Genomic DNA, 22,917 nt, shown 5'->3' on the forward strand with positions numbered 1-22,917 from the left:
GCCGGGCGGGCGGCCTCGCTCGCCGTCCCCCGGGCCCGCCCGGAGCCGTCGCGCGGGGCCGGCGCTTCCCGCCCGCTGCCCGTCGTGGTTTCCTCCGCTCCCATGACCACGATCCGCGACGCCGGCTTCGGGACCCTCGCCATCCACGCCGGGCAGCAGCCCGACCCCACCACCGGGGCGGTGATGACGCCGGTGTACCTCACCTCGACCTACGCGCAGGAGTCGCCGGGCAAGCACCGCGGGTTCGAGTACTCGCGCACGCAGAACCCGACCCGCTTCGCCCTCCAGGACTGCGTCGCCGCCCTCGAGGGCGGCTCCCACGGGTTCGCCTTCGCCTCCGGGTGCGCCGCGCTCTCGACGCTCCTCCACCTGCTCCGCGCGGGCGATCACGTCCTCTGCTCGGACGACCTCTACGGCGGGACGTTCCGGATCTTCGACAAGGTGTTCAAGCAGCTCGGGCTCGAGTTCTCCTACGTGGACATGACGGACCTCGCGAAGACGGAGGCGGCGCTCCGGCCCACCACGCGGCTGGTCTGGATCGAGACCCCGACGAACCCCATGCTGAAGGTGGTGGACATCCGGGCGGTGGCGGCGCTCGCCCACGCCCGCGGGGCGAAGGTGGGCGTGGACAACACCTTCATGAGCCCGTACTTCCAGCGCCCGCTCGCCCTGGGCGCCGACGTGGTCCTGCACTCCGGGACGAAGTACTTGAACGGCCACAGCGACGTGGTCTGCGGGCTGCTCGTCACGAGCGACGCCGCCCTCGCCGAGCGGCTCGCCTTCTTCCAGAACGCGGTGGGGGCGGTGCTCCCGCCCATGGACTCCTTCCTCGTCCTCCGCGGCCTCAAGACCCTCCACGTGCGGATGGAGCGCCACGCCCAGAACGCCGCCGCCCTCGCCGCCTGGCTCGAGCAGCACCCCAAGGTCGAGCGGGTCCTCTACCCCGGCCTCGCGTCGCACCCGCAGCACGCCCTCGCCGCGCGCCAGACCCGCGGCCACGGCGGCATGATCACCTTCTTCCCGCGGGGCGACCTCGCCGCGTGCCGCCGCTTCCTCGAGGCCTGCCGGCTGTTCACCCTCGCCGAGAGCCTCGGCGGCGTCGAGTCGCTCGTGGACCACCCGGCGATCATGACGCACGCGTCGATCCCCCCGGAGACGCGGGCCGCGCTCGGGATCACCGACAACCTCGTACGCCTCTCGGTGGGGATCGAGGATCTCGAGGACCTGCGCGCGGACCTCGACCGGGCGCTCGCGGCCGTCTAGACGCTGGGGCGCGCTCGCGACGTCGCGGGCGGCCTCGGGTGACCGCCCGCGCGACCCCCGGTTCACTCGGCGACGAGCACGGTCCCGGCGGCGCCCGGCTCGAGCACCGCGCGCTCGAGGTCGCCGGGGGCGAGCTTGCCGATGATGACCACCGCGCGGGCGCCGCTCCGGAGGACCCCGAACGACTCCTCGAGCTTCGGGATCATCCCGCCCGAGATCGTCCCGTCGGCGACCATCCGCTCGAACTCGGCGCGGGTGATCCGCGGGATCCGGCTCGCGGGATCCTTCACGTCGCGGAGCACGCCCGGCGTCGAGGTGACGAGGACGAGGGCGTCGGCGCGGAGGGCGCCGGCGAGCTGGCTCGCCACGGTGTCGCCGTTGATGTTGAGCGCCTGCCCGCGCTCGTCGCAGCCGAGGCAGGCGAGGACCGGGACGTAGCGCCGCTCGAACAGGTCGCCGAGGAGCGGCAGGTTGAAGCCCATCACGTCGCCGACCAGGCCGAGGTCCACCGGCTCCGGCCCGGCGCCCTGCATCACCCGCGGCGGCCGGCGCCGCGCCTGGATCGCCCAGCCGCTCGCGCCGTGCAGCCCCACGCCCATGACGCCGCTCGCGAGCAGCCGGCCGCAGAGATCCACGTTGAGCTGCCCCGCGACGACGTACTTCATGACCTCGAGGGTCCGCTCGTCGGTGAAGCGCCGGCCGGCGACCATCCGCGTCTCGAGGCCGAGCGTCTTCTGGAGCGCGGTCGCCTGCGGCCCGCCGCCGTGCACGATGGCGACGCGGTGGAAGCCGTCGACGAGGGCGCGGAGGTCCTTCGCGATGACGTCCAGCTCCGGAGAGTGGACGAGCTCGCCGCCGATCTTGAGGACGATGGTCTGGGTCATGGAGGCCAGGGGCCCGGATCGGCGAGCGACGCGCGCTCGTCGAGGCCGAGCATGAGGTTCATGCTCTCGATCGCCTGTCCCGCCCCGCCCTTCACCAGGTTGTCGAGGGCGCCGAGGAGGGCCACGGTCCGGCGGCCGCCCCGCGGCTCCCCCGCGGCGACGCCCACCTCGGCGAAGTTGGAGCCGGACACCGCCGCGACCTCCGGCAGCCGCCGCCGCGGGACCCGCACGAACGGCTCGCCGGCGAACGCCTCGCGGTAGAGCGCGTCGAGCCGCGCGGGCGTCCACTCCTCGGGCAGCTCCACGAACGCGGTCGCGAGGATGCCGCGGGCGAGCGGCGCCGACACGGGGACGAGGCGGAGCTCGAGGTCGCGGGCGCCGGCCCGGGTGAGCGCCTCGGTGATCTCGGGGACGTGCTGGTGCTCGAGCGGCTTGTAGGCGCGGAGGTTCCCGGCGCGGACGGGGTGGTGCGTGCCCGCCGAGGGGGTCGCGCCCGAGCCCGAGGACCCCGTGATGCCCTGCACGTGCACCACGCCCTCGAGGAGCCCCGCCCGCGCGAGCGGCAGGAGCGCGAGCTCGATCGCGGTCGCGAAGCAGCCCGGCGACGCGACGAACCGGGCCGCGCGGATCGCCGCGCGGTCCAGCTCGGGGAGGCCGTAGACGAAGTCCGCGAGCCGCTCCGGGCAGGGGTGGTCGCGCCGGTACCAGCGCGCGTACGCGGCGGCGTCCTTCAGCCGGAAGTCGCCGCTCATGTCCACGATCCGTGGCATCCCGCCGGGCGCGGCGCCGCCGTGCGCGCGCGCGATCGCGTCCACCGCCGGCGCGGCGACGCCGTGCGGGAGCCCGAGGAGGACCACGTCCACCCCGCGCGCCGCCTCGGCGGGGGCGATCCCCTCGAACACGAGCTCCGTCACCTGCTCGAGGGCGGGGTCCGCGGCGGAGAGCGGCTCCCCCACGAAGTCCACCGAGGCGACCCGGACCAGCTCCACGTCGGGGTGCACGAGCAGCCGCCGGATCAGCTCGGCCCCGCCGTAGCCGGAGCCGCCGATGACCGCGGCCCTGAAGCGCTTGCCCGTCGCCATGCCGGGCCCTTATACCCGGGGCGACCGCGCCCGACCAGCGACCGCGCTTCGCCGGGAGCGGCGGGTGGGGTGAATCGGAGAACCGGCATGGCGTCACGCATGGCGGACGCGCTCGCCTGGCTGGCGGGGCAGCGCGCGGCGATGGAAGGGCTCCTCGAGCGGCTCGTCGCGCACAACTCCTTCACGCAGCACCGCGCCGGGGTCGAGGCCATCGCGAACCTCGCGGCGGGCGAGCTCCGCACCTACGGGCTCGAGGCGAGGCTCCACTCCTCGCACCGCTTCGGCCCCCACGTGCTCTTCTCGGGGCGCGCCCCCGGGGCCCCGGTCTTCCTCCTCGGCCACACCGACACCGTGTTCGCCCCGGGGACGTTCGAGGGGTTCCGCCGGCAGGGTGACCGCGGCTACGGCCCGGGCGTCTTCGACATGAAGGGCGGGATCGCGGTGCTGCTCTTCGGGCTCGCCGCGGCGCGCCGCGCGGGGCTCCTCGACCGGGTCCCGCTGCGGGGGATCCTCGTGTCCGACGAGGAGGTGGGCTCGCCCGAGTCGCAGCCGCTCATCCGCGCCCACGCCGCCGGCGCCGCGTGCGCGCTCTGCTTCGAGTCGGGTCGCGCGGGCGACCTCATCATCACGCGCCGCAGGGGCGTCGGCGCGGTGCGGGCGGAGGCGACCGGCGTCGCGGCGCATCCCGGCAACGACCCCGACAAGGGGCGCAACGCGATCTGGTCCATCGCCCGGTTCGTGGACCGGGTGCAGGCCCTCACCGATCCGTCCCGCGGCGTCACCGTGAGCGTCGGGCTCGTGTCCGGCGGCACCACCCGGAACACCGTGCCTGCCCGCGCGGCGTGCGAGGTGGACCTTCGCTTCGAGGCGACGGCCGACGGCGAGGCGCTCTTCGAGGCGATCGAGTCGATCGCGGCCGAGGCGGCCGTGCCCGGGACGTCGATCGCCCTCGCGCGGGACGGCTGGCGGACGCCGCTCGAGCGCACCCCGGAGTCCTCCGCGCTCGCGAAGGCGTATGGCGACTGCCAGCGCCAGAGCGGCCTCGGGCTCGGCGAGGCGCCGCTCGCCGGCGGCGGCTCGGACGCCTGCACCACCGGCGCCGCGGGGATCCCGTCCATCGACGGCCTCGGGCCGCGGGGGAGCGGCTTCCACACCACCGCCGAGGTGGTGGAGCTCTCGTCCCTCGTGCCGAAGGCGACCGCGCTCCTCCGCTTCCTCGCGACGCGCGGCTAGCGCCGCGCCCGCCCGGCGCGCGCGACGCGGCTACCCGCGCAGCCAGTGCCAGAGGGTGCGCGCGCCCGGGGCGAGCCGCAGCGCCAGGCGCCGGGCGGCCGCCCTGGGCCGGCCCGTGCTCCGCGCCGCGAGCCCGTCGAGGAGGCGCACCGCGTCCGCTCGCCGCCCGCCGCCGGCGAGGGCGCGGGCCAGGGCGAACGTGGTCTCCGGGTGCCAGGGCTCGAGCTGGCCGGCGCGGCGGAGGACCCGCTCGGCCGCCCCGTACGACTTCCGCGCGACGAGCCGCGCGCCGCCGCGGGAGAGCGCGGCCACGGCGTCGGCGCGCCGGCCGCGCGCGACCTGGAGCCGGGCGACGTCCTCCCAGAACGGCTCCTCCTCCGGATACGCCTCGGTGGCCTGCGCGAGGACCGCGAGCGCGCGATCGGTGAAGCCCGCGGCGAGGTGCGCGGAGGCCGCGGCGCGGAAGCTCGCCAGCGCCTGCTCCCGCTCGCCGCTCGCGGCGAGGAGGGGCGCGACCTTGCCGTGCACGGTGGCGTCGTCCGGCTTCGCCGCGAGCACCTCCCGGTACAGGGCGATGGCCTTCTTCCGCCGGCCGCGCGCGCGAGCGCGGTCGGCCGCGATCACCGTCGCCGTGCGGTCGAAGGGCTTCGACCTCGACTTCGTCCAGGCCACGCGCCCATCCTACCCGCTGCGGCGCTCGCGCGGGGCGATCGTCGATCACCCTGCGTCCCACGGTGGCGCACCTCCGCATACGACCGCTCGTCGTCACTCGACGTGGGCGCGCCCCCAGCAGGCGAGGATCCGCCTCCCCGCGGCGTCGCGCGCCGCACCGTCCCCGGGCCGGAACCGCGCGACGGTGAAGCGCGGCCCGTGGGCGGGCGCCTCGCCGAACGCCGGATCGACCGGGATCCAGGCGCCGCCGGCCCGGACCTCGGCCCAGGCGTGCCACACGAACCCGCGTCCGTCGTGCGCGACCCCGACCGCGGTGCGCGCCTCGAGGCCGCGCGACGCCGCGGCGACCACCCAGGCGGCGGCCTTCTCCCGGCAGCTCCCGCCCGGCGCCTCGGGCGCGGGGACCCCCGGCGGCGCCGCCGGGGGCGGCGGGTCGAGGGCGATCCCGCAGAACCTCCGCGCCGCACCGGGATCGGCGGGCCCGGCCACCCGGACGTCGAGCGGGGGCGGCCGGTCCGGCACCGCCGCGCGCGGATCCCGCACGTAGCGCGCCCCCTGCGCGGCGATCGCCAGCTCCGCCGGGAAGCCGTCCGGCGACGGCACCAGCCGCGCGACGACCCCGAGCGCCGCGCGCAGGCGCGCCCGGCGGCGCCGCTCGCCTCGTCGAAGGCGTCCACGCAGGCCGCGCCGGCGCCGGCGCGCGCGGCGAGGACCAGCTCCGCGACCGTGGCCGGCACCGCGCCGCGCACGGTCGCCCCCGGCCGGAGGACGCCGTCCTCCTCCACGGTCGAGGCGCCGGCGAGCCGCCCCTCGCGATCGACCTCCACCTGGATCCGCCGCGCCCGGGTCCTGCCGCCCGCCGCCTCCGGGAGCCGGAGCTCCGTGGCCCACGTGGCCGCGCAGCGATCGCCGCCGCAGCGGACGGAGAGCTCCGCGGCGCCGACCGCGACGCCGCCGAGCTCCACGCGGTAGCGGGCGCTCCCCGCGGGCAACGCGCCGAGGAGCAGGACCGCGAGGAGCGGGGTCACCGCTTCTCCACCGCCGCGGGCGGCCGCGCGCGCCGGGCCCGCGCGGCCCGCCGGCGCCAGGCGAGCCAGACCACGGCGAGGAGCGCGAGCGCGACCAGCGCGACCGTCGCCGCCCGGGTGTACTGGTCCACGATCCCGACGAGCTCGTCCACGTTCCGCGCCGCGAGCCCGCCCAGGGCGAGGAGCAGCGCGTTCCAGAGCGCGGCGGACACGGCGCCGAACACGAGCACCGTGCGGAGCGGGATCCCGCTCGCCCCCGCGGCGACGAAGACGAACGCCCGGACGCCGGGGAGGAACCGGTTCGCGGCGAGGAGCGCCGGCCCCCACCGGCGATAGCTCGCCTCGAACCGCGCGAGCCGCTCCGCCGAGAGGCCGCCGCGGCGCCCGGCGCGGGCGTCGAGCCGCCGGCCGACGGAGACGCCGACCTGGTGATCGACGAACGCGCCCGCCACCGCGCCGGCGGTGACCGACAGGAAGGCGATGGGCCACGAGAGCTCGCCGTGGGCGGCGTACCAGGCGCCGAGCACCACCACGAGGTCGCCCGGGAACGGCGGGAAGACGTACTCGACGAAGCTCGCGAGGAAGAGGATCGCCGGCGCCGCGGGGCCGGTCCGCGACACCGCCTCGGCGAGGACGTCGGTGAGGCGCTGGAGTCGGGTCACCGGCTCCCGATGTTAGCCGAGCGCCGCGCCGGCCGCTCGCGCGGCGACGTCGCTCATGCATCAAACGGTCGCGCGCCCGCGCCGCCCCCGGAAGAACCCGATGACGTACAGCGCGACGGCCGCGATGAGGAGCAAGTGGATCGCGCCCACCGTCACCTTGAACGCGAGCGCGATGACCCAGGCGAGGGCGAGGATGGTCGCGAGCAGCATGAGCATGGCCGGCCTCCTCTCCCCAATCTCGGCGCGGCGTCCTGGACCGGCTCGCCCGCCCGCCGGCCCCCTCGCCGCCCGCCCGGGCGCCCAGGCGGACATCCGTGCTAAACGACCGGCGTGGAAACCGCTGCCCGCGCGCGCTCGCTCCGCCTCGTCTTCGCCCTCGCCGCCCTCTGGCTCGCGCTCGGGTACCTGAACGTCGCCCGGGGCGCGGCCCACGCCGGCCCGCGCTATCGCTTCTGGTCGTTCCAGCACCTCTGCTACTCGGACGTGATCGCCCTCCACGGCGACCGCTACCTCGGCGGCGGCCGCCCGGTGCCCTACCTCGAGGACCGGATCGAGTACCCGGTCCTGCTCGGCGTCGCGCTGTGGCTGCCGTCCTTCGTCCCGGGCGGCGTCCTCGCGCACTTCACGGTGACCTACCTGTTCCTCGCCGCCTGCCTCGCGGCGGCGCTCGCCGCCCTGGCCCGCACCCCCGGGGCGCGGCCGGAGTGGCTCGGCGCCACGCCCGCGCTGGTGGTGTACGCCGGGCTCAACTGGGACCTGTTACCCATCGCGCTCCTCGCCCTCGCGGCCCTCGCGCTCTCCCGGGCGCGGCCCGGCGCGGCCGGCGCGCTCGGCGCGCTCGGCGTCTCCGCGAAGCTCTTCCCCGGCGTGCTCCTGCCGCCGGCGCTCGCCGCGCTCGCGGCGCGCCGGCCCCGCGGCCCGCTGCTCCGGTTCGCGGCGGCGCTCGGGGCGGTGCTCCTCGCCCTGAACCTCCCCGTCTACCTCGCCGCGCGCGAGGGCTTCCTGTGGTTCTTCCGCTTCAACGCCGGCCGGGGCGCCGAGAACTCGCTGTGGGACGCGCTCCGGCTCGGATCGGGGCCGCTCCTCGAGGCCCTCTCGGCCGGCCCGCTCCTCGCGGCGACCGCCCTCGCCTGCGTCGCCGCGTTCGCGGTGGCGCGCGCCGGGGGCGACGCGGCGCGGGCGGTGCGGCTCGGGGCGGCCCTCGCCCTCGTGACGTGGATCGCCACGAACAAGGTCTGGAGCCCGCAGTACGCGCTCTACGGCTTCCTCGCCGGCGCCCTCGCCGCCGCCCCGCGGCGCCTCTTCCTCGTCCTCACCGCGATGTCGCTGTGGGACTTCTACGCGGCGTTCGAGGTGCGTGCGCTGCGCTGGGCGCCGGGGTTCCGGGATCACGTGTTCCACCCGACCGGGATCGTCCGGGCGAGCCTCTGGCTCGTGCTCGCGGCGTGGATCGGCCGGGAGCTGTGGCGAACCGTCCGGACGCCCCCCGGCGAGGCGGCCGCCTAGGCGCAGCTCAGGCCTGGGACCCGGGCCCGTCCTGCTCCGCCTTCTCGATCCGATCGAGCACTCGCTCCGGATCGACGTCGCGCTCGAGCTCGGCCACCTCGGCGCTCCGGGACTCCTCGATCCCCATCCGCTCCGCGATGGCCGCGACGAGCCGGATGAGCCGCGTGACCTCGTGCTCGGCGAGGAGGCTCACCTGGAGGTCCAGGTCGGCGCGTCGGTCCGCGTCCCGCGCCATCCGGTTCTGCATCACCAGGACGAAGGTCGCGATGAAGATCGCCTCGACCGAGGCGAAGGTGGCGAGCTTCACGAAGTCCGGGTCGAAGCGCGGCAGCGCGAGCACCCCCACGTTGGCGAGCACCCACCCGCCGAACAGCAGGACGTGCAGGTAGACGAACGTCATCGAGCCGGCGAAGTGCCCGATCGCCTCCGCGACCCGATCGCTCCGGCGCTGCCGGCGCCCCTCCTCCCGCCGGCGCGCCAGGAGGTTCTCGATGTTCCGCTCGAGCACGCCCGCGAGGTCGCCCCCCGCGCCCCCGCCGCGCCGGCCGCCGTCCGCCATCTCGCGCCTCCTGCGGGAAGGTTGGGCACCCGCGGGCCAGCCGGGGGGCGTGATCAATAATTCTTCGACCAGATCAGGCTTCCGCCGCCGGACTGCGCGTTGCCGTACCGGACCTCGAAGGACCAGCGAGGGGTGATCTGGTACTCGACGCGGACCTCGTCGGGGTTCTGCCCCAGCTCCGGCCGGGCGTCGAAGCGGTGGGTGTAGCCCACGTAGACGCGGTCGGTGACGTACTTGCCCGCCCGGAGCTCGGCGGCGTCGAGGGCCACCGTGTCGAGCGGGAGCCGGTCCTGGATCACGTTGCGGAAGAGCTGCGTCGCGACGACCCCTCCCGCGGCGGTCGCCAGCCCGCCCTGCTGCCCCCCGAGCGACTGGACCCCGCCGGTCCCCGGCTTGAGCTCGCGCCGGCCCGTGGCGATGAGGAGCGCGATCTGCGCGTCGTCCATCGGCGGCTGCGAGCTGAGCCGGAACTCCGGGCTGGCGACCGAGCCGGTGACGTCGACGGTCACGACGGCCTCGGGGTTCGTGTAGACCGCCTCGACGTCGAGGAGCGCCGCCTTCGGAGGGCCGCCGGTGAAGGTGACCTTGCCGCGGTGCATCTCGAAGCGGCGCCCGGAGATCGGCTCCACGTCCCCGCGCACCACCTCGATGGTGCCGGACATGTAGTCCTCCTTCCCAACGACCTCGTACCGCACGTCCGCCTTGAGCTCGACCCGGACGAACGGATTGTCGCCCTGCACCTGCAGCCGCCCCGGCGCGACGACGCGGAGCGTGAGGGCGAACGGCGGCCCCGCGGCGGCCGCCGGGGCGGGAGCCTTCCGGCGCGGGCCGACCACGATGTCCGGGCGCTCCTCGAGCGGCTGGAGCGTCCGCGGGGTCCGCTTGGGGAGGCGGACCAGCGCTCCACGCGCGACGTCCAGCCTCGCGTCGAGCGCGCCGGGGTGCCAGGTCCCGCCCACCTGGACGTTCAAGGTGAGGGTCGCGAGATCGATGCCGGTCCGGGAGATCGCGAGATCCTTCGAGGTGATCCGGCCCTCGAGCTTCCCCGTCCCGGAGGTCATCCCCCGGAGCGACCCCCGCGCCTCGAGCTTCCCCTTGCCGCGGTGCGCGACGAGCTGCGGGATCTCCACCGCGTCCTCGGTGATCGCGGCGTCCACCTCGATCCCGGTCCAGTCACCGTACTCGGAGATCGCCAGCCGCCCGTCCCGCAGCCGCGCGGTGCCGCGCGGGGAGAGCCGCCCGAGCGGCCCGCGCGCCCTCACGTCGGCGTCGAGCCGGCCGCTCGCGGCGCGGACGAGGCGCGGGACCACGGCGGGGAGGAAGCCGAGCTGGAGCGCGTCGGCCTTCACCGACAGCTCGGCGGGGGCGGCCCGGAGCGCCGCGCCCGACGTCTCGAGCGAGATCGCGCTCGCCACCGCGAGCGCCGCGTGCAGCGTCCCCCCCTGCGCCGCGGCGACGTCCACCTCGGCGCTCGCCTTCCCGCCGTCCGCCCGGAGCCTGGCCCGGGCGTCCCCGAGGGCCGTCCCGGAGAAGGAGAGGCCGGTGCCCGCGAGCTCGCCCTGGATCCGCGGCGCCGCCAGCGTGCCCCGCGCCTTGACCGTGCCGCGCAAGGTCCCCGCCACGGGGACGTCCCGACCGGCCGCTCGCGCGAGGACGGCGCCGGGGATCTCCACGTCCACCGCGAGGGGCGCGGCGCGGAGGCCGGCGCGCGTCCCGAGCCGCTCCAGCGGCGCGCCGAGCGAGGCGGTCGCGCGGAGGAGCTCCTCTCCCTGGAGCGCCCCCTGCGCGGTCGCCGCCACCCGGTCGGCGGCGGCCGTCGCCTGGAGCCGGGCCGCGATCCCCGCGTACCCCTCGTACTGCCCGTCGGCGAGGTCGAGCGACGCCGCCCCCCGCAGCGCGCCCAGCGTGCCCTCCGCCCGGAGCGCTCCGGTGAGCCGCCCTCCGATCCGCTGGGGGAGCCCGAGCCGCCCGGCGAGCTCGCCGAGGAGCACCTCCCTCACCGTCACGTCCAGCTCGATCGGCGCGGTCCGCAGCGCCGCGGCGGCTCGCTCCGGGCGCGCGAGCAGGTCGCCGACGTCGAGCGCGATCTCCGCCTTCGCCGCGAGGGTGGGGCGCCCCTCGAGCGCTCCGCTCAGGGCGAGCCCGAGCCGCCCCCCGGCCCCGTCGGCGGTCAGGGAGAGGTCCACCGCGGAGAGGTCCGCGTACGCCCCGCCGGCGAGGGTCGCCTCTGCCCGGAGCACGGGCGCGCGCGCGGGCCCCTCGAGGCGCGCGTCCAGCGCGAGCAGGCCCGACGCCGGCGTCGCCACGTCGAGCACCCGGAGCACCTCCTCCACCGGGAGCGCGTCGCCGCGGAGCCGGAGCGCGAGCCGCTGCCCCGGCCGTCCGACGAGGGGCAGCGGGAGATCGAAGGTGGCGTCGGCGGCCCCGCCCGCCGCCCGCGCCAGCGCCAGCGTACCGGCGGCGCGCCGGGTGGCGCCGTCGTAGCGCAGGTCCGCGACGACGCGCAGGCCGGCGAGGCTCCGGTAGGACCCGTTCTCCACCGCGAGCGATCCGACCAGCGTCGGCCGGCCCGTCGTCCCGCTCGCGCGCAGCTCGGCCGAGACCGCGCCGGAGATCCCGCCGCCCCCCGGCAACACGCCGGCGGGGAGCCCCTCGAGCCGCACGCCCTCGAGCCGGAGGCGCGCGTCGATCGCGCTCCTCGGGCCGAGCCCGCCCTCGAGGACGATGCGCTGGGACCCGGCGACGAGCTCGAGGAGATCCACCCGGGGCCCCCGCGCGAGCCACAGGGTGGCCGGCCGCGCGAGGGCGTACCGGGTCCCAGGGTAGCCGATGGTCAGCGTGTCGAAGGCGAGCGCCTCGCCCTCCGTCCCGACCCGCCGGGCGCGGGCGTCCACCGTCACGGGATCGCGCCCGAGCCTCGGGACCGACGCCGACGCCGCGAGGTGGGCCTCGCCCCCCGCGAGCGTGGCCCGGACGAGCAGCGCGCGGGCGAGCTCGTCCCCGCCGCGCCGCACCCGGTCGGCGCTCGCGTCCACCGAGCCCGCGAGCGTCCGCGCCGGCCCGGCGAGGTGCGCCTCCGCCCGCACCCCGGAGACGGCGAGCGTGCCCGAGGCGAGAGCCGCGGCGGTGATCGTACCGTCCAGCGCGGGCGCGTCGGCCGTCCCCGAGAGCCGCGCGTCCACGCGGGCGGTCCCGGCGACGGCGGGGAGCTTCGCGCCGAGGAGCTGCTCCAGATTTCGCGCCGCCGCGGCGAGGTCCTTCCCCCGCGCCTCGACCTGGCCCGCGACGGGTCCGCCCGCGCGCCAGGCGCCGCTCCCGTCCAGGGAGATCCCGGGCGCGGCGAGCGCCAGGCGCCGCACGGTCCAGCTCCCGCCGTCCACGGCCGCGTCCACCTCGCCCGGGCCGAGCGTCCCCCGGCGCAGGCGCGAGCGCGCGAGGGCGAGCGTCACGCGGCCGCGGAGCGCGCGGAGCGACGCGCCCGCCACGGCCCCGTGCCCGCGGGCGGTCACCTCGCCGGGCGGCGCGGCGGCGTGGAGCCGCGCCGGGTCGAGCCGGTCCAGGTCCAGGTCGAGGCCGAGCGCGCGCGTGCCGTCCACCCGCGCCGCGGCGGCGACGTGCGCCCGCCCGGCGCCGTCCACCCGCGGGGCCACGCTCACCGCCGCGGTGGCGATCCGGCCGTCCGACTCCGCGTACGCGGAGAGCGCGAGATCCGCGCCGGCGGGGACGTCCGGGGCGAGGCGGCGCACCTCGGCGCGGTCGATCGCGACCTGCGTGATCGCCGCCCGCCCGGTCCGCTTCGCCAGGTCCCCCTGCCCGAGCCCCTCGAGCACGGTGTCCCCGAGCCGCACCCGCAGCGCGTTCACCCGCACTGCCCGACCGTCGCTCCCGCCCCGCACCTCGAGCGAGAGCGGGCCCGCGACCGGCGCCGCCACCGCCGCGCGGAGCGCCAGATCCACCCGCGTCCGATCCGGCCCCACCACCCCGCGGCCGTCGAGCTCGAGCCCGCTCGCCTCGAGCCGCGTCGCGCCGGTCCGGTCCACCCACCAGATCGCCCCGCGGCGCACGGTCAGGCGTGCGATCCGCGCGGTCCACCCCGGCCCCTCCTCGCGCGGGGGCCGCTCGGGTCGGCGCCGCGCTGGCGCGAACGCGCGGGCGAGCGAGAGCTGGCCGTCCTCTCCCTCCTCGAGGAGCACGGTCGGCCCGTCGAGCTCGACGGTGAGGCCGATCGACCGGTTGCGGACGCGGGTCACGTCGGCGAGCACCTCGAGCCGATCGACGTCGAGGACGAGGCGGCCGTCCGGGTCGTACGCGCGGAACCCGCGGAGGCCGATGCCGCCGTTCGAGAGCACGTCCACGCCGGCGAGCTCGAGGTGGCCGGCCACCTCCGCGTCGGCGTACCGCACGAGGGTGCGCGCCACGAGGGCGCGCCCAGGGCCGGAGCTGGCGAGGAGCACCACGCCGGAGAGCGCCACGCCGGCGAGGGCGAGGACGCCGAGGAGCGTCCAGGCGAGCGCGGAGAGGGCGCGGAGCGCGACGCGGGCGGACCGCACTAGTGCCGCTCCGCCGAGAGGGTGGGCCTATTCACCATTCGTCTGCTCCGCGGCACTTCGCGGGCTCGTCTTCTCCGACGCGCGCCACTAGAACGCCTCTCCGAGCGAGAAGTGGACGGCGAGCCACGGCTCGCGGTGGAAGGACGGCACGGTCCCGATCACGGCGCCGCTCGCGTCCGTGATCGGGTCCCCGGCGTTCTCGACGCTCGGCACGGTCGGGAACCGGTGCGAGAGGGCGACGCCGGAGGACCAGTTGGTCGGGATCTGCATCCCCACGTCGAGCCGCACCGGGCCGACGGGGGTGCGGTAGCGCAGGCCGAGCCCGGCCGCCCACTGGAGCAAGGTCGGGTCGAGGGCGGTCCGGTACGCGGTCGGGACGCCGGACGGGCGGGAGACGTTCCCGGCGTCCACGAACACGGCGCCGCCGAACGGGCCGGCGATGTCGAAGCGGAGCTCGATCGAGCCGTCGGCGAGGCCGTTCCCGCCGACCGGCACCCAGCTCCCGCTCCGGAGGATCATCGGCGAGAGGCGGTTCGTGTAGTACCCCCGCATCGACTGCGGCCCGCCCGCCATGAAGCGCGCGATGATCGGCGGCTCGCCCTGCTGCCGGAGGGGCACCAGGGCGCCGACCCGCGCCCGGACGGCGAGGACGAACCGCTCGCCGAGCGGCACGAACACCCGCCCCTCCGGGACGATGCGCAGGTAGCGGTAGCCGTAGGTGCCCAGCCGGAAGCCCTCCTGCACTGCCGTGAGGACGTACACCCCGTGCCGCGTGTTCACCGGGTCGTTCCGCCCGTCCCAGCCCACCCGCTGCTCCAGGTAGGAGAGCAGGCAGATGGTCCCCGTGCAGTTCTGCAGCTCGGGGCCCCGCTCCGCCGGTGCCAACGGGTTGAAGGTCTGCGCGACGTTCGAGAGCTGGTAGACCTCGACGTTGTAGGACGGCACGAGCGTCCAGCGGCGCTCCACCCGGAGCGGGAAGGAGAGCCGGAGGCGCTCGGACCAGAAGTCGTACGCCTGCTCGAGCCCGCGCTCGACCTCGACGCGCGCGGAGGCGTCGATCTGCCGGGCGATCGCGCCGGGCTGCGAGAACTCCGCGCTCGCCAGGCCGATGGGGCCCTGCTTCGCCGGGCTGGTGACGAGCCAGGCATACCCGGCGCGGGCGTCGAGCTGGAGCCGGCGGACGTCGCCGAGGAAGTTCCGGTTCGTCCACCCCGCCATGGCGTTCACGTCCCAGCGGACGTTCGCCTCGATGCCGACGCCCGGGCCGGCGCGGATGGTCCGGAACGGCGCCTCGCGCACCGCGATCACGATCGGGATGATCCCGCGGACCGGGTCCGGCGTCCCGCGCGACACGCGGACGCCTCCGAACACGCCCAGGTCGAACACGCGGGCCTGCGCCCGCGCCATCGCGTCGTCGGAGTACCAGTCGCCCGGCTTCACCGCGACGAGCGCCTGGTCGCGGATCCGGTCGCGGGGGATCGCCGCGGTCCCGGCGACGAAGACCGGCCCGAAGCGGAAGCGGCGGCCGGGCTTGACGCCGTAGCGCACCTCCGCGCCGTGCCGACCGGGATCGATGTCGGCTTGCTGCGTCACCTCGGCGTTCGCCCAGCCGGCATTCCGCAGGACGGCGAGGAGCCGCGCCTTCGCGGCGTCGTACGCGGCCTCGGTGAAGACGTCGCCCACCCCGAGCGGCAACCTGCCGAGGCGCGCCTTCGCCTCCGGCGCGTCGTCGAGGCCGAGGGTCTCCAGCGCGGTCACCCGGACCGGCGCCCCCTCCTCGACCTCGATGATCACCTTGGCGCGCCCGGCGCCGGCCGGCTCGAGCCGGACGTCCTTCACCCGCGCGTCGTAGTAGCCGCTCGTGCGGTAGAAGGCCACGACGCGGCGCCGGTCCACCGCGAGGGCGTCGGGATCGAGCCGCACCGCCTCGTCCCAGGCGAAGCGGCCCGAGGGCTGTGTCGCGAGCTTCGCCCGGATCGCGTCGGCGCTCAGCGCGTGGGCGCCGCGGATCTCGAGCGCGGTGACGACCGGCTCCTCCGGCGTGCCACGCGCCCGCAGGCACCCGCTCCCGAGGGCGAGGAGGAGCGCGACGGGGACGAGCCGGACGCGGGCCATCGGCGCCGCCGATCATGGCACACCCGCAACCGCGGCGCCGGGCCGAATACGGCCCGCTCCCGGGCGGGGCGCGCGGGAGGGCCTCAGGCCTCGAGCGTGCGCCGCGGAAGCTGCGAGCGAGGGTGGCCGTCAATCGGGCGACGAGAGCAGCAGGCCGAGGTTCCGCTCCTCCCAGGCCTTGGCGCGGGCGTAGTCGGGGTACGCCTGCTCGCGTCGGCGGAAGTCGGCCCCGTGCACGATCCGCCGCCCGTCCACCTCGCGCGCGGGGACGGCCTGGTGGAGCATCTCGTGGAACACCACCATCGCGACGTAGTACTCCGGCACCTCGGGACGATCGAGCGTCGGGTGCAGCCGGATGATCCGCGCGTCCTGCACGTACACGCCGGTCTTGACCGTGCGGCGCCGGTCGCCGGAGCGCACGGCGCCCCAGCCGATCCGGGCGTCGATGGCCCCGCCGAAGTGCTCGGCGTTGAGCCGGTCGAAGATCGCCTGGAGATCGTGGGCCCGGCCGCGCGGCTGGAGCCGATCGGCCTGCGGGATCGCGATCCGCTCCCGGTGCTCCCGGACGAACGCGTCGATGCGGTTCCCCGCCGCCCGCCGGCGCGGGCCGGCGCCCCCCCGGCCGGAGCCGGCGAAGGCGGCGAGCGCGGTCACCACGTCCTCCGGCGCCTCGAGGAACATGTGGTGGACGCGGTAGTGGATCTCGCCCGGGGCGCGCCGGAAGGAGACCATGGTCGAGCGGTTGTCGTGCACCGTGAGGCGCACCCGCTCGGCGAGGTGCGCGGACAGCTCGTCGGCGAGCCGCCGGGCGGCGGCGACGCGCGCCTCCCGCGGCTGGACGGTGAGCGTGAGCTGACGGTTCGACTCCGGAGGTCTCAAGCGGGGCGGAATCCTACGGAACCGGCCGCTCGCCCATCAAGGGCCCGCTGTGCGCGACGGCGAGGCTGCGCTCGGCAGCTCGGCCGCCCATCGCGGGAGCGGGCACGGGCCACGGAAACGCCTCAGCCCGTCACCGTGCCCGTGCCCGTGCCCGTCACCGTTTCCCGTTCCCCGCCTCCCGCTTACCGTGGCCCGTGGACCGTGGACCGTCGCCCGTCACCCGTGCTCCGTCGAACCACCGTCGGATCACGGGGGAGGCGGGCCAGGGGACACGGGAGCCGGGTCACGGGTCACGGAGAGGCCGGTGACGGTGACGGGCACGGACCACGGGGCGGGTTCGGGAGAAGGGAGACGCGCCCCGAGGCTGGCGCGTGACGCGTTCCTACCCCTCCCCCTCCTCCTCCGAGAGCAGCCGCTCGATCCGCGCCGGCTCGACGCGAAGGGCGAGGACCCTCTCCTGCGTGTAGGTCACCGCGCCGGGGGCCGCGCCCTTCGGCTTCCGCACGTACTTGGCCCGGGTGTAGGCCACCTCGACCTGCGGCGCGCCGCGGGCGTCGGAGAAGTGCGCGGCGAGGTGCGCCGCGTCGAGCAGGGTGTCGCCGTCGGGCGCCTTCCCCTTCTCGACCCGGACCACCACGTGGGCGCCCTTCTGGCCGCGCGCGTGCAGCCACACGTCACTCCCCTTCGCGACGCGGACGGTGAGCTGGTCGTTCTCGGCGGCCCCCTTGCCCACGAGGATCGCCAGCCCGGCGAGGGACCGGAACGTCCGGTACGGCAGCGCCGGCTCGCTGCGGCGGTGCCGCCGCGCCGCCAACGCCCGCCGCGGCCCGGCGCCGAGCCTGCGCGCCTCCTTCTCGAGCCGCGGCAGCCCGGCGAGATCCGCCGCGTCGATCGCGGCGAGGAGCGCGCGGAGGGCCGCCTCGCGCCCGCGCACCTCGACCGCGCGCGCGGCGACGCGGGCGGCGCTCTCGACGATCCGGCGGTAGCGCCGGTAGTAGCGCTCCATGTTCGCCTGCGGCGCGAGCGCCGGATCGAGCGCCACCTTCACCTGCCGCGGCCCCTCCTCGGTCCACTCCGTGACCTCCACCTCGCGCGCGCCGCGCCGCACCAGCCGGAGGTTCGTCTTGAGGAGATCGGCGGCGCGCCGATCGCCCTCGGCCGCCGGAACGCGCGCCTCCTCGTCGGCGAGCTTCACGAGGGCGCGCCCCGCCCGGGCGATCGCGGCCCGAACCGGCTCGCGGAGGCGCCGGCGCCCCTCGACGAGGAGCCGCTCCTCCTCGCGCGCGCGGTACTCCGCGTCGATCGCGGCGGAGAGCGGGAAAGCGGCCCCCGCGACCGGGGTGAAGCGCAGCTCGCCCTGCGCGGTGGCGCCGCGCGAGGGCGTCTCGCCCGGGGGCGCCGCCGGGAGGACGGGCGGGACGTAGGGCTGGCCGGGGACGAGCCGCCGGCGCTCGGAGGGGTTTCGCCCGGCGCTCGCCCGGATCGTCCCGTCGGCCGCCACCAGGAAGAGGTTGCCGTGGCGCCCGGTCAGCTCGGCGACGAGGCGCACCGGCCCGGCGGCGCGCTCGAACCGCAGGGCGATCACCCGGTCGCCGGGCAGGACGTCGATCCCGGCGAGCCGCGCGCCCTCGAGCTCCTTCCGGAGCAGCGCCTGGAGCTGGAACGCGACCTCGGGGGCGGGGGGGCGGCGCGCGGAGACGTGCAGCCGGGTGAGGTTCGGCTCGGCGGAGAGGAGGAGGCGCGCCTCGCCCGCCGCGCCGAAGAGCTCCAGGGTGAGGGCGCGCTCCGCGTGGACGCGGACCTGGTCGACGCGCGCCCCGCAGAGCGGCGCGAGCTCCTCGACGACGAGCGCGATCTCGCGAGCGGTGAGGGACAAGGGGAGGGAGATCTACCCGCGAAAAGCAGCGGCCGCCCGGAGGCGGCCGCGGCGCTACGCACGCTGGAAGAACGCGCTAGCCCTTCTTGGCCTTCTTGGCCGTCTTCTTCTTCGCGGCCGGCTTCTTCGCAGCGGTCTTCTTCACGGCCTTCTTCTTGGCGGGCATCTCGTTCCCTCCTCGGAACGTCCATTCGATGTCGATGGACACGCTGGAATGGACAATGTTGAGCGGAGGTTAGCGCGGCGGGATCTTGCACGTCAAGGAAGCGACGCGAATCTCGCGACGCCGGGATCCACCCTCGCAACGCGCCGCACCCGCATGGAACGCGCCGCGCGAGAGCGGCGCGCAGCGTGGTATTCACCGAACGTCACTGAAAGGTCGCGTCGCCCGCCGGTCTGGCCGGCGCCGGCTAGCCCAGCACCGCGGCGCCGATGACGCCCGCGTCGTCGCCGAGCCAGGCGCGCTCGACCGTGAGCCCGCGGGCCGCCGCGCGGAGCACGTGCGTGTCGAACTGCCCCTGGATCAGCCGGGCGAGGTGCGGGCACCCGAGCAGGACGCCGCCGCCGAGGATCACGCGGGCGGGGTTCAGGATCGTGACGAGGTTCGCGATCGCGGTCCCGAGGAGCGCGGCGTTCTCCTCCCACAGCGCGATGGCGTAGGCGTCTCCGGCGGCGAACGCGTCGTCCACGGCGGTGGCGTTCACCCGGGAGAGGTCGCCGCCGACGCGGTCGCGGACCAGGGTCGCAGCCCCGGCCTCGAGGTCCTCGCGCACGCGCGCGGCGACGTTCACGCCCGAGGTGTACGCCTCCAGGCAGGAGAGCTGGCCGCAGCCGCAGCGACGGACCTTCGTCTCCGCGCGGAGCGGCCGCACCTTCACGTGCCCGAACTCCCCCGCGACGCCGTGCGCCCCCTCGTGCAGCCGCCCCCCCAGGATGAGCCCCGAGCCGACCCCGGAGCCCACGAAGACGAGCACCACGTCGTCGAGCCCCTTCGCGGCGCCGAAGCGCTTCTCGCCCCACGCCGCCACCGCGAGGTCGTTCGCGACGTGGACCGGCACCCCGAGCCGGCCCTCGAGGAGGCGCCCGAAGGCGACGTCGCGCCACCCGAGGTTCGGCGCGTTCAGGACCACGCCGGTGGACCCGAGCACCTGGCCGGCCACCCCCACCCCGACGCTCGCGCAGGAGCCGAGCGCGAGCTCCGCCGCGCCCGCGGCCTGGGTGAGCACGTGCAGGACCACCTCGACCACGCGCTCGGGCGTGCGATCGCGGAGCGGCTCCTTGTGCGACGCGACGATCTCGCCCGTGTCGCGATCGATCACCGCCGCCCGGGCGTTCGTCCCGCCGAGATCGACGCCGAGGGCGAGGGTGGACACGGCGTCAGGCCCCCACGTCGCGCAGGATCTCGTCCACCTTGCCGCGGACGAGCGCCTGGATCTCGGCGAGCCGCTCCGGCGTCTTCGCCTCGAAGCGGAGGACGAGCAGCGGCTGGGTGTTCGACGCGCGAACGAGGCCCCACCCGTCCGGGAACACCACCCGGACGCCGTCCACCGTCACCGCCTCGTACCGCGCCTTGAAGAACTCCTGGGCGCGGCGGACGACCTCGAACTTCTTGTCCTCGGGGCACTCCACCCGCAGCTCCGGCGTCGAGTGCGTCCGCGGCACGTCGGCGAGGAGCGACGACATCGGCCGGTCGGTCCGGGTGAGCAGCTCGAGGAGCCGGGCGGACGAGTAGATGCCGTCGTCGAAGCCGAACCAGCGGTGGGCGAAGAAGATGTGACCGCTCATCTCGCCGGCGAGCAGCGCGTTCTGCTCCTTCATCTTGGCCTTGATGAGGCTGTGGCCGGCCTTCCACATGATGCCCCGGCCGCCGTGCTTCGCGATGTCGTCGTAGAGGGTGAACGAGCACTTCACCTCGCCGACGACCGCGGCGCCCGGCTGCTCGGCGAGGAGCGCCCGGGCGAAGAGGATCATGATCTGGTCGCCCCAGAGCACGTTCCCCCGCTCGTCCACGGCGCCCACCCGGTCGGCGTCGCCGTCCCAGGCGATCCCCACGTCCGCCTTCACCTCGAGGACCTTCTTCCTGAGGTGCTCGAGGTTCTTCTCCACGGTCGGGTCCGGGTGGTGGTTCGGGAACCGACCGTCCATGTCCACGAAGAGGGGGACGACCTCGAACCCGAGCGACTGGAAGAGCGGCACGGCCACGACGCCGCCCGTGCCGTTCCCGGCGTCCACCACGACCTTGAGCTTCCGCGCGCCCAGCCGGAGGTTCTCGCGGACGTGCGCGCGGTAGGGCGTCACGATGTCGTACGGCGTGACGGTGCCCCGCCCGGCCGCGAACTTCCCCGACTCCGCGAGGCGGCGGATCTCCTGGATCTCCTCCCCGTGGAAGGTGGCCGAGCCGAGGCCGACCTTGAGGCCGTTGTACTCGGGCGGGTTGTGCGAGCCCGTGATCATGCAGATGCCGTCCACGTCGAGCGTGTGGGCGGCGAAGTAGGTGAGCGGGGTCGGGACGACGCCCAGATCGACCACGTCGACTCCCGTGGAGGCGAGGGCCTCGATCATCGCCTTCCCGAACTTCGGGCCGGAGAGGCGGCAGTCCCGTCCGACGGCCGCGCGCTTGCCCCCCTTCTCGCGGATCTTCGTCCCGAGCGCCTTGCCGACCAGGCTCACCACCTCTTCGGTCAGGTCGTCGTCGACGATGCCGCGGATGTCGTACTCGCGGAAGATGGTGGGCGAGAGCTTCGGCATGAGGGTCTCCGTCTGGGAATGTCCGTCACGGGCGCGGGCGAGGGCAGGCCCGGAACGAAACCCGCCCGGCCGCGAGAGGCGGCCGGGCGGACGATAGCACCTCTGGAGAGGTGTGCCAGGCGGGCGTCGGGGGGTGCCGACCCGCTGGAGGCCGCGATCAAAGCAGCTCTTCCCGCCCTCGCCGCCCCAGCTCCTCCACGGCCTTCCGGACGTCCTGGGCGCGGTCGCGCCGGCAGACCAGGATCGCGTCCCCCGAGTCCACGACGATCACGTCGTCGAGCCCGATGACCGCCACCGGCCGCGCCTTCGTGGCGAGGACCACGTCGTTCCGGCCGTCGATCACGAGCGCGTCGCCCTCGGCGACGTTGCCGAGGTCGTCCACCGTGCGGACGTCGGACAGCGCGGCGAAGCTCCCCACGTCGCTCCAGCCGAACTCCGCCGGGACGACCGCGATCCGGTGGCTCTTCTCCATCACGCCGTAGTCGATCGAGATGGACGGGCAGTCCGGGAAGACGCGCTTCAGCGTCCGCGCGTAGGCAGGCGTGCCGAGCGTCTTGCGGATCGCCTCGAGCTGCTCGCGGAGCACGGGCATCGCGCGGGCGATCTCGTCGAGGATCACGTCGGCGCGGAAGGCGAAGATCCCCGAGTTCCAGAGGTAGTTCCCGTCGGCCAGGTAGCGGGCGGCGGTCACCACGTCCGGCTTCTCGACGAACCGCTCCACCTTGTGCGCCTGGAACCGGCCCTTCCCCTTCCGCTTCGCGGCGAGGCGAGGCCCGACCTTGAGGTAGCCGTAGCCGGTCTCCGGCCGCGAGGGGTGGATGCCGATGGTCGCGATGGAGCCCGCGTCGGCGAGCTGGGCCGCGGCGGAGAGCGCGTCGCGGAACGCGTCCGGCCGGGCGATGTGGTGATCGGCCGGCAGCATCGCGATGACGCCCTTCGGGTCCTTCGCCGAGACGTGGAGCGCGGCGAGCCCGACGCACGGCGCGGTGTTCCGCGCGCACGGCTCGACGATGAAGTTCTCCTTCGGGAGCGCCGGCAGCATCCGGCGCGCCGCCGCGGCGTGCTGCGGGCCGCACACGACGTAGGTCTCCCGTGGCCGCGCCAGCGGCGGGAGGCGCCCGACGGTGGAGGCGAGGAGCGGTCCGTCGCCGGCGAGGGCGAGGAACTGCTTCGGGCGGCTCTTGCGGGAGAGCGGCCAGAACCGCGTCCCCGAGCCGCCGGCCATGATCACCGGGTAGATCTTCACAGGGTCCTCCAGATCGCGAGCAGCTCGGCGAGGACGCGCCCCGTCGCGCCCCAGATCACGTCCCCGCCGACCGAGAAGAAGTGCACGTCGAGCTTCATGCCGTAGACCTCGCGCGGCTCGACCCGGTGCGCGTCGGGCCGGGCGAGCGCCGCGAGGGGCACGTGCAGGATCTCCTCCACCTCGCCCGCCGCCGCCACGTAGGGGTACGGGTATGGCACGGAAGCCACCCAGGGCGTCAAGCGGAAGGCCGACTGCAGGACGAGGGTCTCGGAGAGCCGCCCCATGACGTCCGCGCGGGACGCCTCGAGGCCGATCTCCTCGCGCGCCTCGCGGAGGGCCGCGGCGAGGCTCTCCTCGCCGGGCTCGACGCGACCGCCCGGGAAGCTCACCTGGCCGGCGTGGCGCCGCATGGTCGTCGGCCGACGGGTGAGCAGCACGTGGAGCTCGCCGTCGCGCTCGTGCAGCGGGACGAGCACCGCCGCGCGGGAGAAGCCGCCCGCCGGGAGGCGATCGGGCGGGATGCGCTCGACGGGCGCGTCCCGGGCGTCGAACGCGGTGAGGGCGGCGGCGAGGGCGTCGAGGCTCGCGCTCACGGGATCCGACCGGGCGACCGC

18 protein-coding genes are annotated in these 22,917 nt (G+C 76.0%); 3 read left to right on the plus strand and 15 right to left on the minus strand.

All coding sequences use genetic code 11. The features are described 5' to 3' along the window. The first annotated feature begins 102 nt into the window (after positions 1-102). Positions 103-1,263: a cystathionine gamma-synthase gene (locus MNZ27_RS10990; RefSeq protein WP_242394092.1), complete on the plus strand. Its 1,161-nt coding sequence runs from the start codon at positions 103-105 to the stop codon at positions 1,261-1,263. A gap of 62 nt (positions 1,264-1,325) precedes the next feature. Here MNZ27_RS10990 and argB read toward each other — a convergent pair whose 3' ends face one another. Both argB and argC read right to left on the minus strand, forming a co-directional pair. Further along, positions 1,326-2,147: an acetylglutamate kinase gene (gene argB / locus MNZ27_RS10995; RefSeq protein ID WP_242394093.1), complete on the minus strand. Its 822-nt coding sequence runs from the start codon at positions 2,145-2,147 to the stop codon at positions 1,326-1,328. After that, on the minus strand, positions 2,144-3,229 hold the full coding sequence (gene argC / locus MNZ27_RS11000; protein ID WP_242394094.1) for an N-acetyl-gamma-glutamyl-phosphate reductase: 1,086 nt from the start codon (positions 3,227-3,229) through the stop codon (positions 2,144-2,146). Before argC ends, argB begins: the two co-directional genes overlap by 4 nt. Before the next feature lie 87 nt (positions 3,230-3,316). Here argC and MNZ27_RS11005 point away from each other — a divergent pair, with 87 nt between their 5' ends. Next, entirely contained in the window at positions 3,317-4,462 is a 1,146-nt protein-coding gene (locus MNZ27_RS11005; RefSeq protein ID WP_242394095.1) for a M20/M25/M40 family metallo-hydrolase, read from the plus strand. 30 nt (positions 4,463-4,492) lie between these two features. On the opposite strand, the gene MNZ27_RS11010 is transcribed toward MNZ27_RS11005, so the two are convergent. From MNZ27_RS11010 to MNZ27_RS11025, 4 genes are all read right to left on the minus strand, one after another. Further along, complete coding sequence (locus MNZ27_RS11010; protein ID WP_242394096.1) at positions 4,493-5,134, minus strand: tetratricopeptide repeat protein; 642 nt, start codon at positions 5,132-5,134, stop codon at positions 4,493-4,495. 93 nt (positions 5,135-5,227) lie between these two features. Next, positions 5,228-5,737 carry a transglutaminase domain-containing protein gene (locus tag MNZ27_RS11015; RefSeq protein ID WP_242394097.1) on the minus strand — a complete coding sequence of 170 codons (510 nt, stop codon included), beginning with the start codon at positions 5,735-5,737 and terminating at the stop codon, positions 5,228-5,230. Between the two features lie 421 nt (positions 5,738-6,158). Continuing rightward, positions 6,159-6,824 (minus strand): DedA family protein, encoded by a 666-nt coding sequence (locus MNZ27_RS11020; protein ID WP_242394098.1) that lies wholly within the window; start codon positions 6,822-6,824, stop codon positions 6,159-6,161. A 60-nt stretch (positions 6,825-6,884) separates the two neighbouring features. After that, entirely contained in the window at positions 6,885-7,040 is a 156-nt protein-coding gene (locus MNZ27_RS11025) for a DUF5670 family protein (RefSeq protein ID WP_242394099.1), read from the minus strand. Between the two features lie 114 nt (positions 7,041-7,154). Here MNZ27_RS11025 and MNZ27_RS11030 point away from each other — a divergent pair, with 114 nt between their 5' ends. Further along, positions 7,155-8,330 carry a hypothetical protein gene (locus MNZ27_RS11030; protein ID WP_242394100.1) on the plus strand — a complete coding sequence of 392 codons (1,176 nt, stop codon included), beginning with the start codon at positions 7,155-7,157 and terminating at the stop codon, positions 8,328-8,330. A gap of 7 nt (positions 8,331-8,337) precedes the next feature. Here the strand turns inward: MNZ27_RS11030 and MNZ27_RS11035 are convergent, their stop codons facing one another. The 9 genes from MNZ27_RS11035 to MNZ27_RS11075 form a co-directional block, all read right to left on the minus strand. After that, the gene (locus tag MNZ27_RS11035) at positions 8,338-8,889 is read right to left on the minus strand and encodes a DUF1003 domain-containing protein (RefSeq protein WP_242394101.1); all 552 of its coding nucleotides are present in this window, start codon (positions 8,887-8,889) and stop codon (positions 8,338-8,340) included. A gap of 53 nt (positions 8,890-8,942) precedes the next feature. Further along, positions 8,943-13,439, minus strand: a complete 4,497-nt coding sequence (locus tag MNZ27_RS24015; RefSeq protein ID WP_242394102.1) for a translocation/assembly module TamB domain-containing protein — start codon at positions 13,437-13,439, stop codon at positions 8,943-8,945. Between the two features lie 87 nt (positions 13,440-13,526). Further along, positions 13,527-15,554 carry an autotransporter assembly complex protein TamA gene (locus tag MNZ27_RS11045; protein WP_242394103.1) on the minus strand — a complete coding sequence of 676 codons (2,028 nt, stop codon included), beginning with the start codon at positions 15,552-15,554 and terminating at the stop codon, positions 13,527-13,529. Between the two features lie 129 nt (positions 15,555-15,683). Further along, entirely contained in the window at positions 15,684-16,433 is a 750-nt protein-coding gene (locus MNZ27_RS11050; protein ID WP_242394104.1) for a hypothetical protein, read from the minus strand. A 382-nt stretch (positions 16,434-16,815) separates the two neighbouring features. Then, a complete protein-coding gene (locus MNZ27_RS11055; RefSeq protein ID WP_242394105.1) occupies positions 16,816-18,309 on the minus strand; it encodes an NFACT RNA binding domain-containing protein in 1,494 nt (497 codons plus the stop codon). A gap of 410 nt (positions 18,310-18,719) precedes the next feature. Beyond that, entirely contained in the window at positions 18,720-19,682 is a 963-nt protein-coding gene (locus MNZ27_RS11060) for an ROK family protein (RefSeq protein ID WP_242394106.1), read from the minus strand. 4 nt (positions 19,683-19,686) lie between these two features. Then, positions 19,687-21,057 carry a phosphomannomutase/phosphoglucomutase gene (locus MNZ27_RS11065; protein ID WP_242394107.1) on the minus strand — a complete coding sequence of 457 codons (1,371 nt, stop codon included), beginning with the start codon at positions 21,055-21,057 and terminating at the stop codon, positions 19,687-19,689. A gap of 157 nt (positions 21,058-21,214) precedes the next feature. After that, positions 21,215-22,303: a mannose-1-phosphate guanylyltransferase gene (locus MNZ27_RS11070; protein ID WP_242394108.1), complete on the minus strand. Its 1,089-nt coding sequence runs from the start codon at positions 22,301-22,303 to the stop codon at positions 21,215-21,217. Continuing rightward, on the minus strand, positions 22,300-22,896 hold the full coding sequence (locus MNZ27_RS11075) for an NUDIX hydrolase (RefSeq protein WP_242394109.1): 597 nt from the start codon (positions 22,894-22,896) through the stop codon (positions 22,300-22,302). Before MNZ27_RS11075 ends, MNZ27_RS11070 begins: the two co-directional genes overlap by 4 nt. Positions 22,897-22,917 lie beyond the last annotated feature (21 nt).

Origin of the sequence: Anaeromyxobacter oryzisoli (genome assembly GCF_022690765.1) — a bacterium.
In the GTDB taxonomy this organism is placed as follows: domain Bacteria; phylum Myxococcota; class Myxococcia; order Myxococcales; family Anaeromyxobacteraceae; genus Anaeromyxobacter; species Anaeromyxobacter oryzisoli.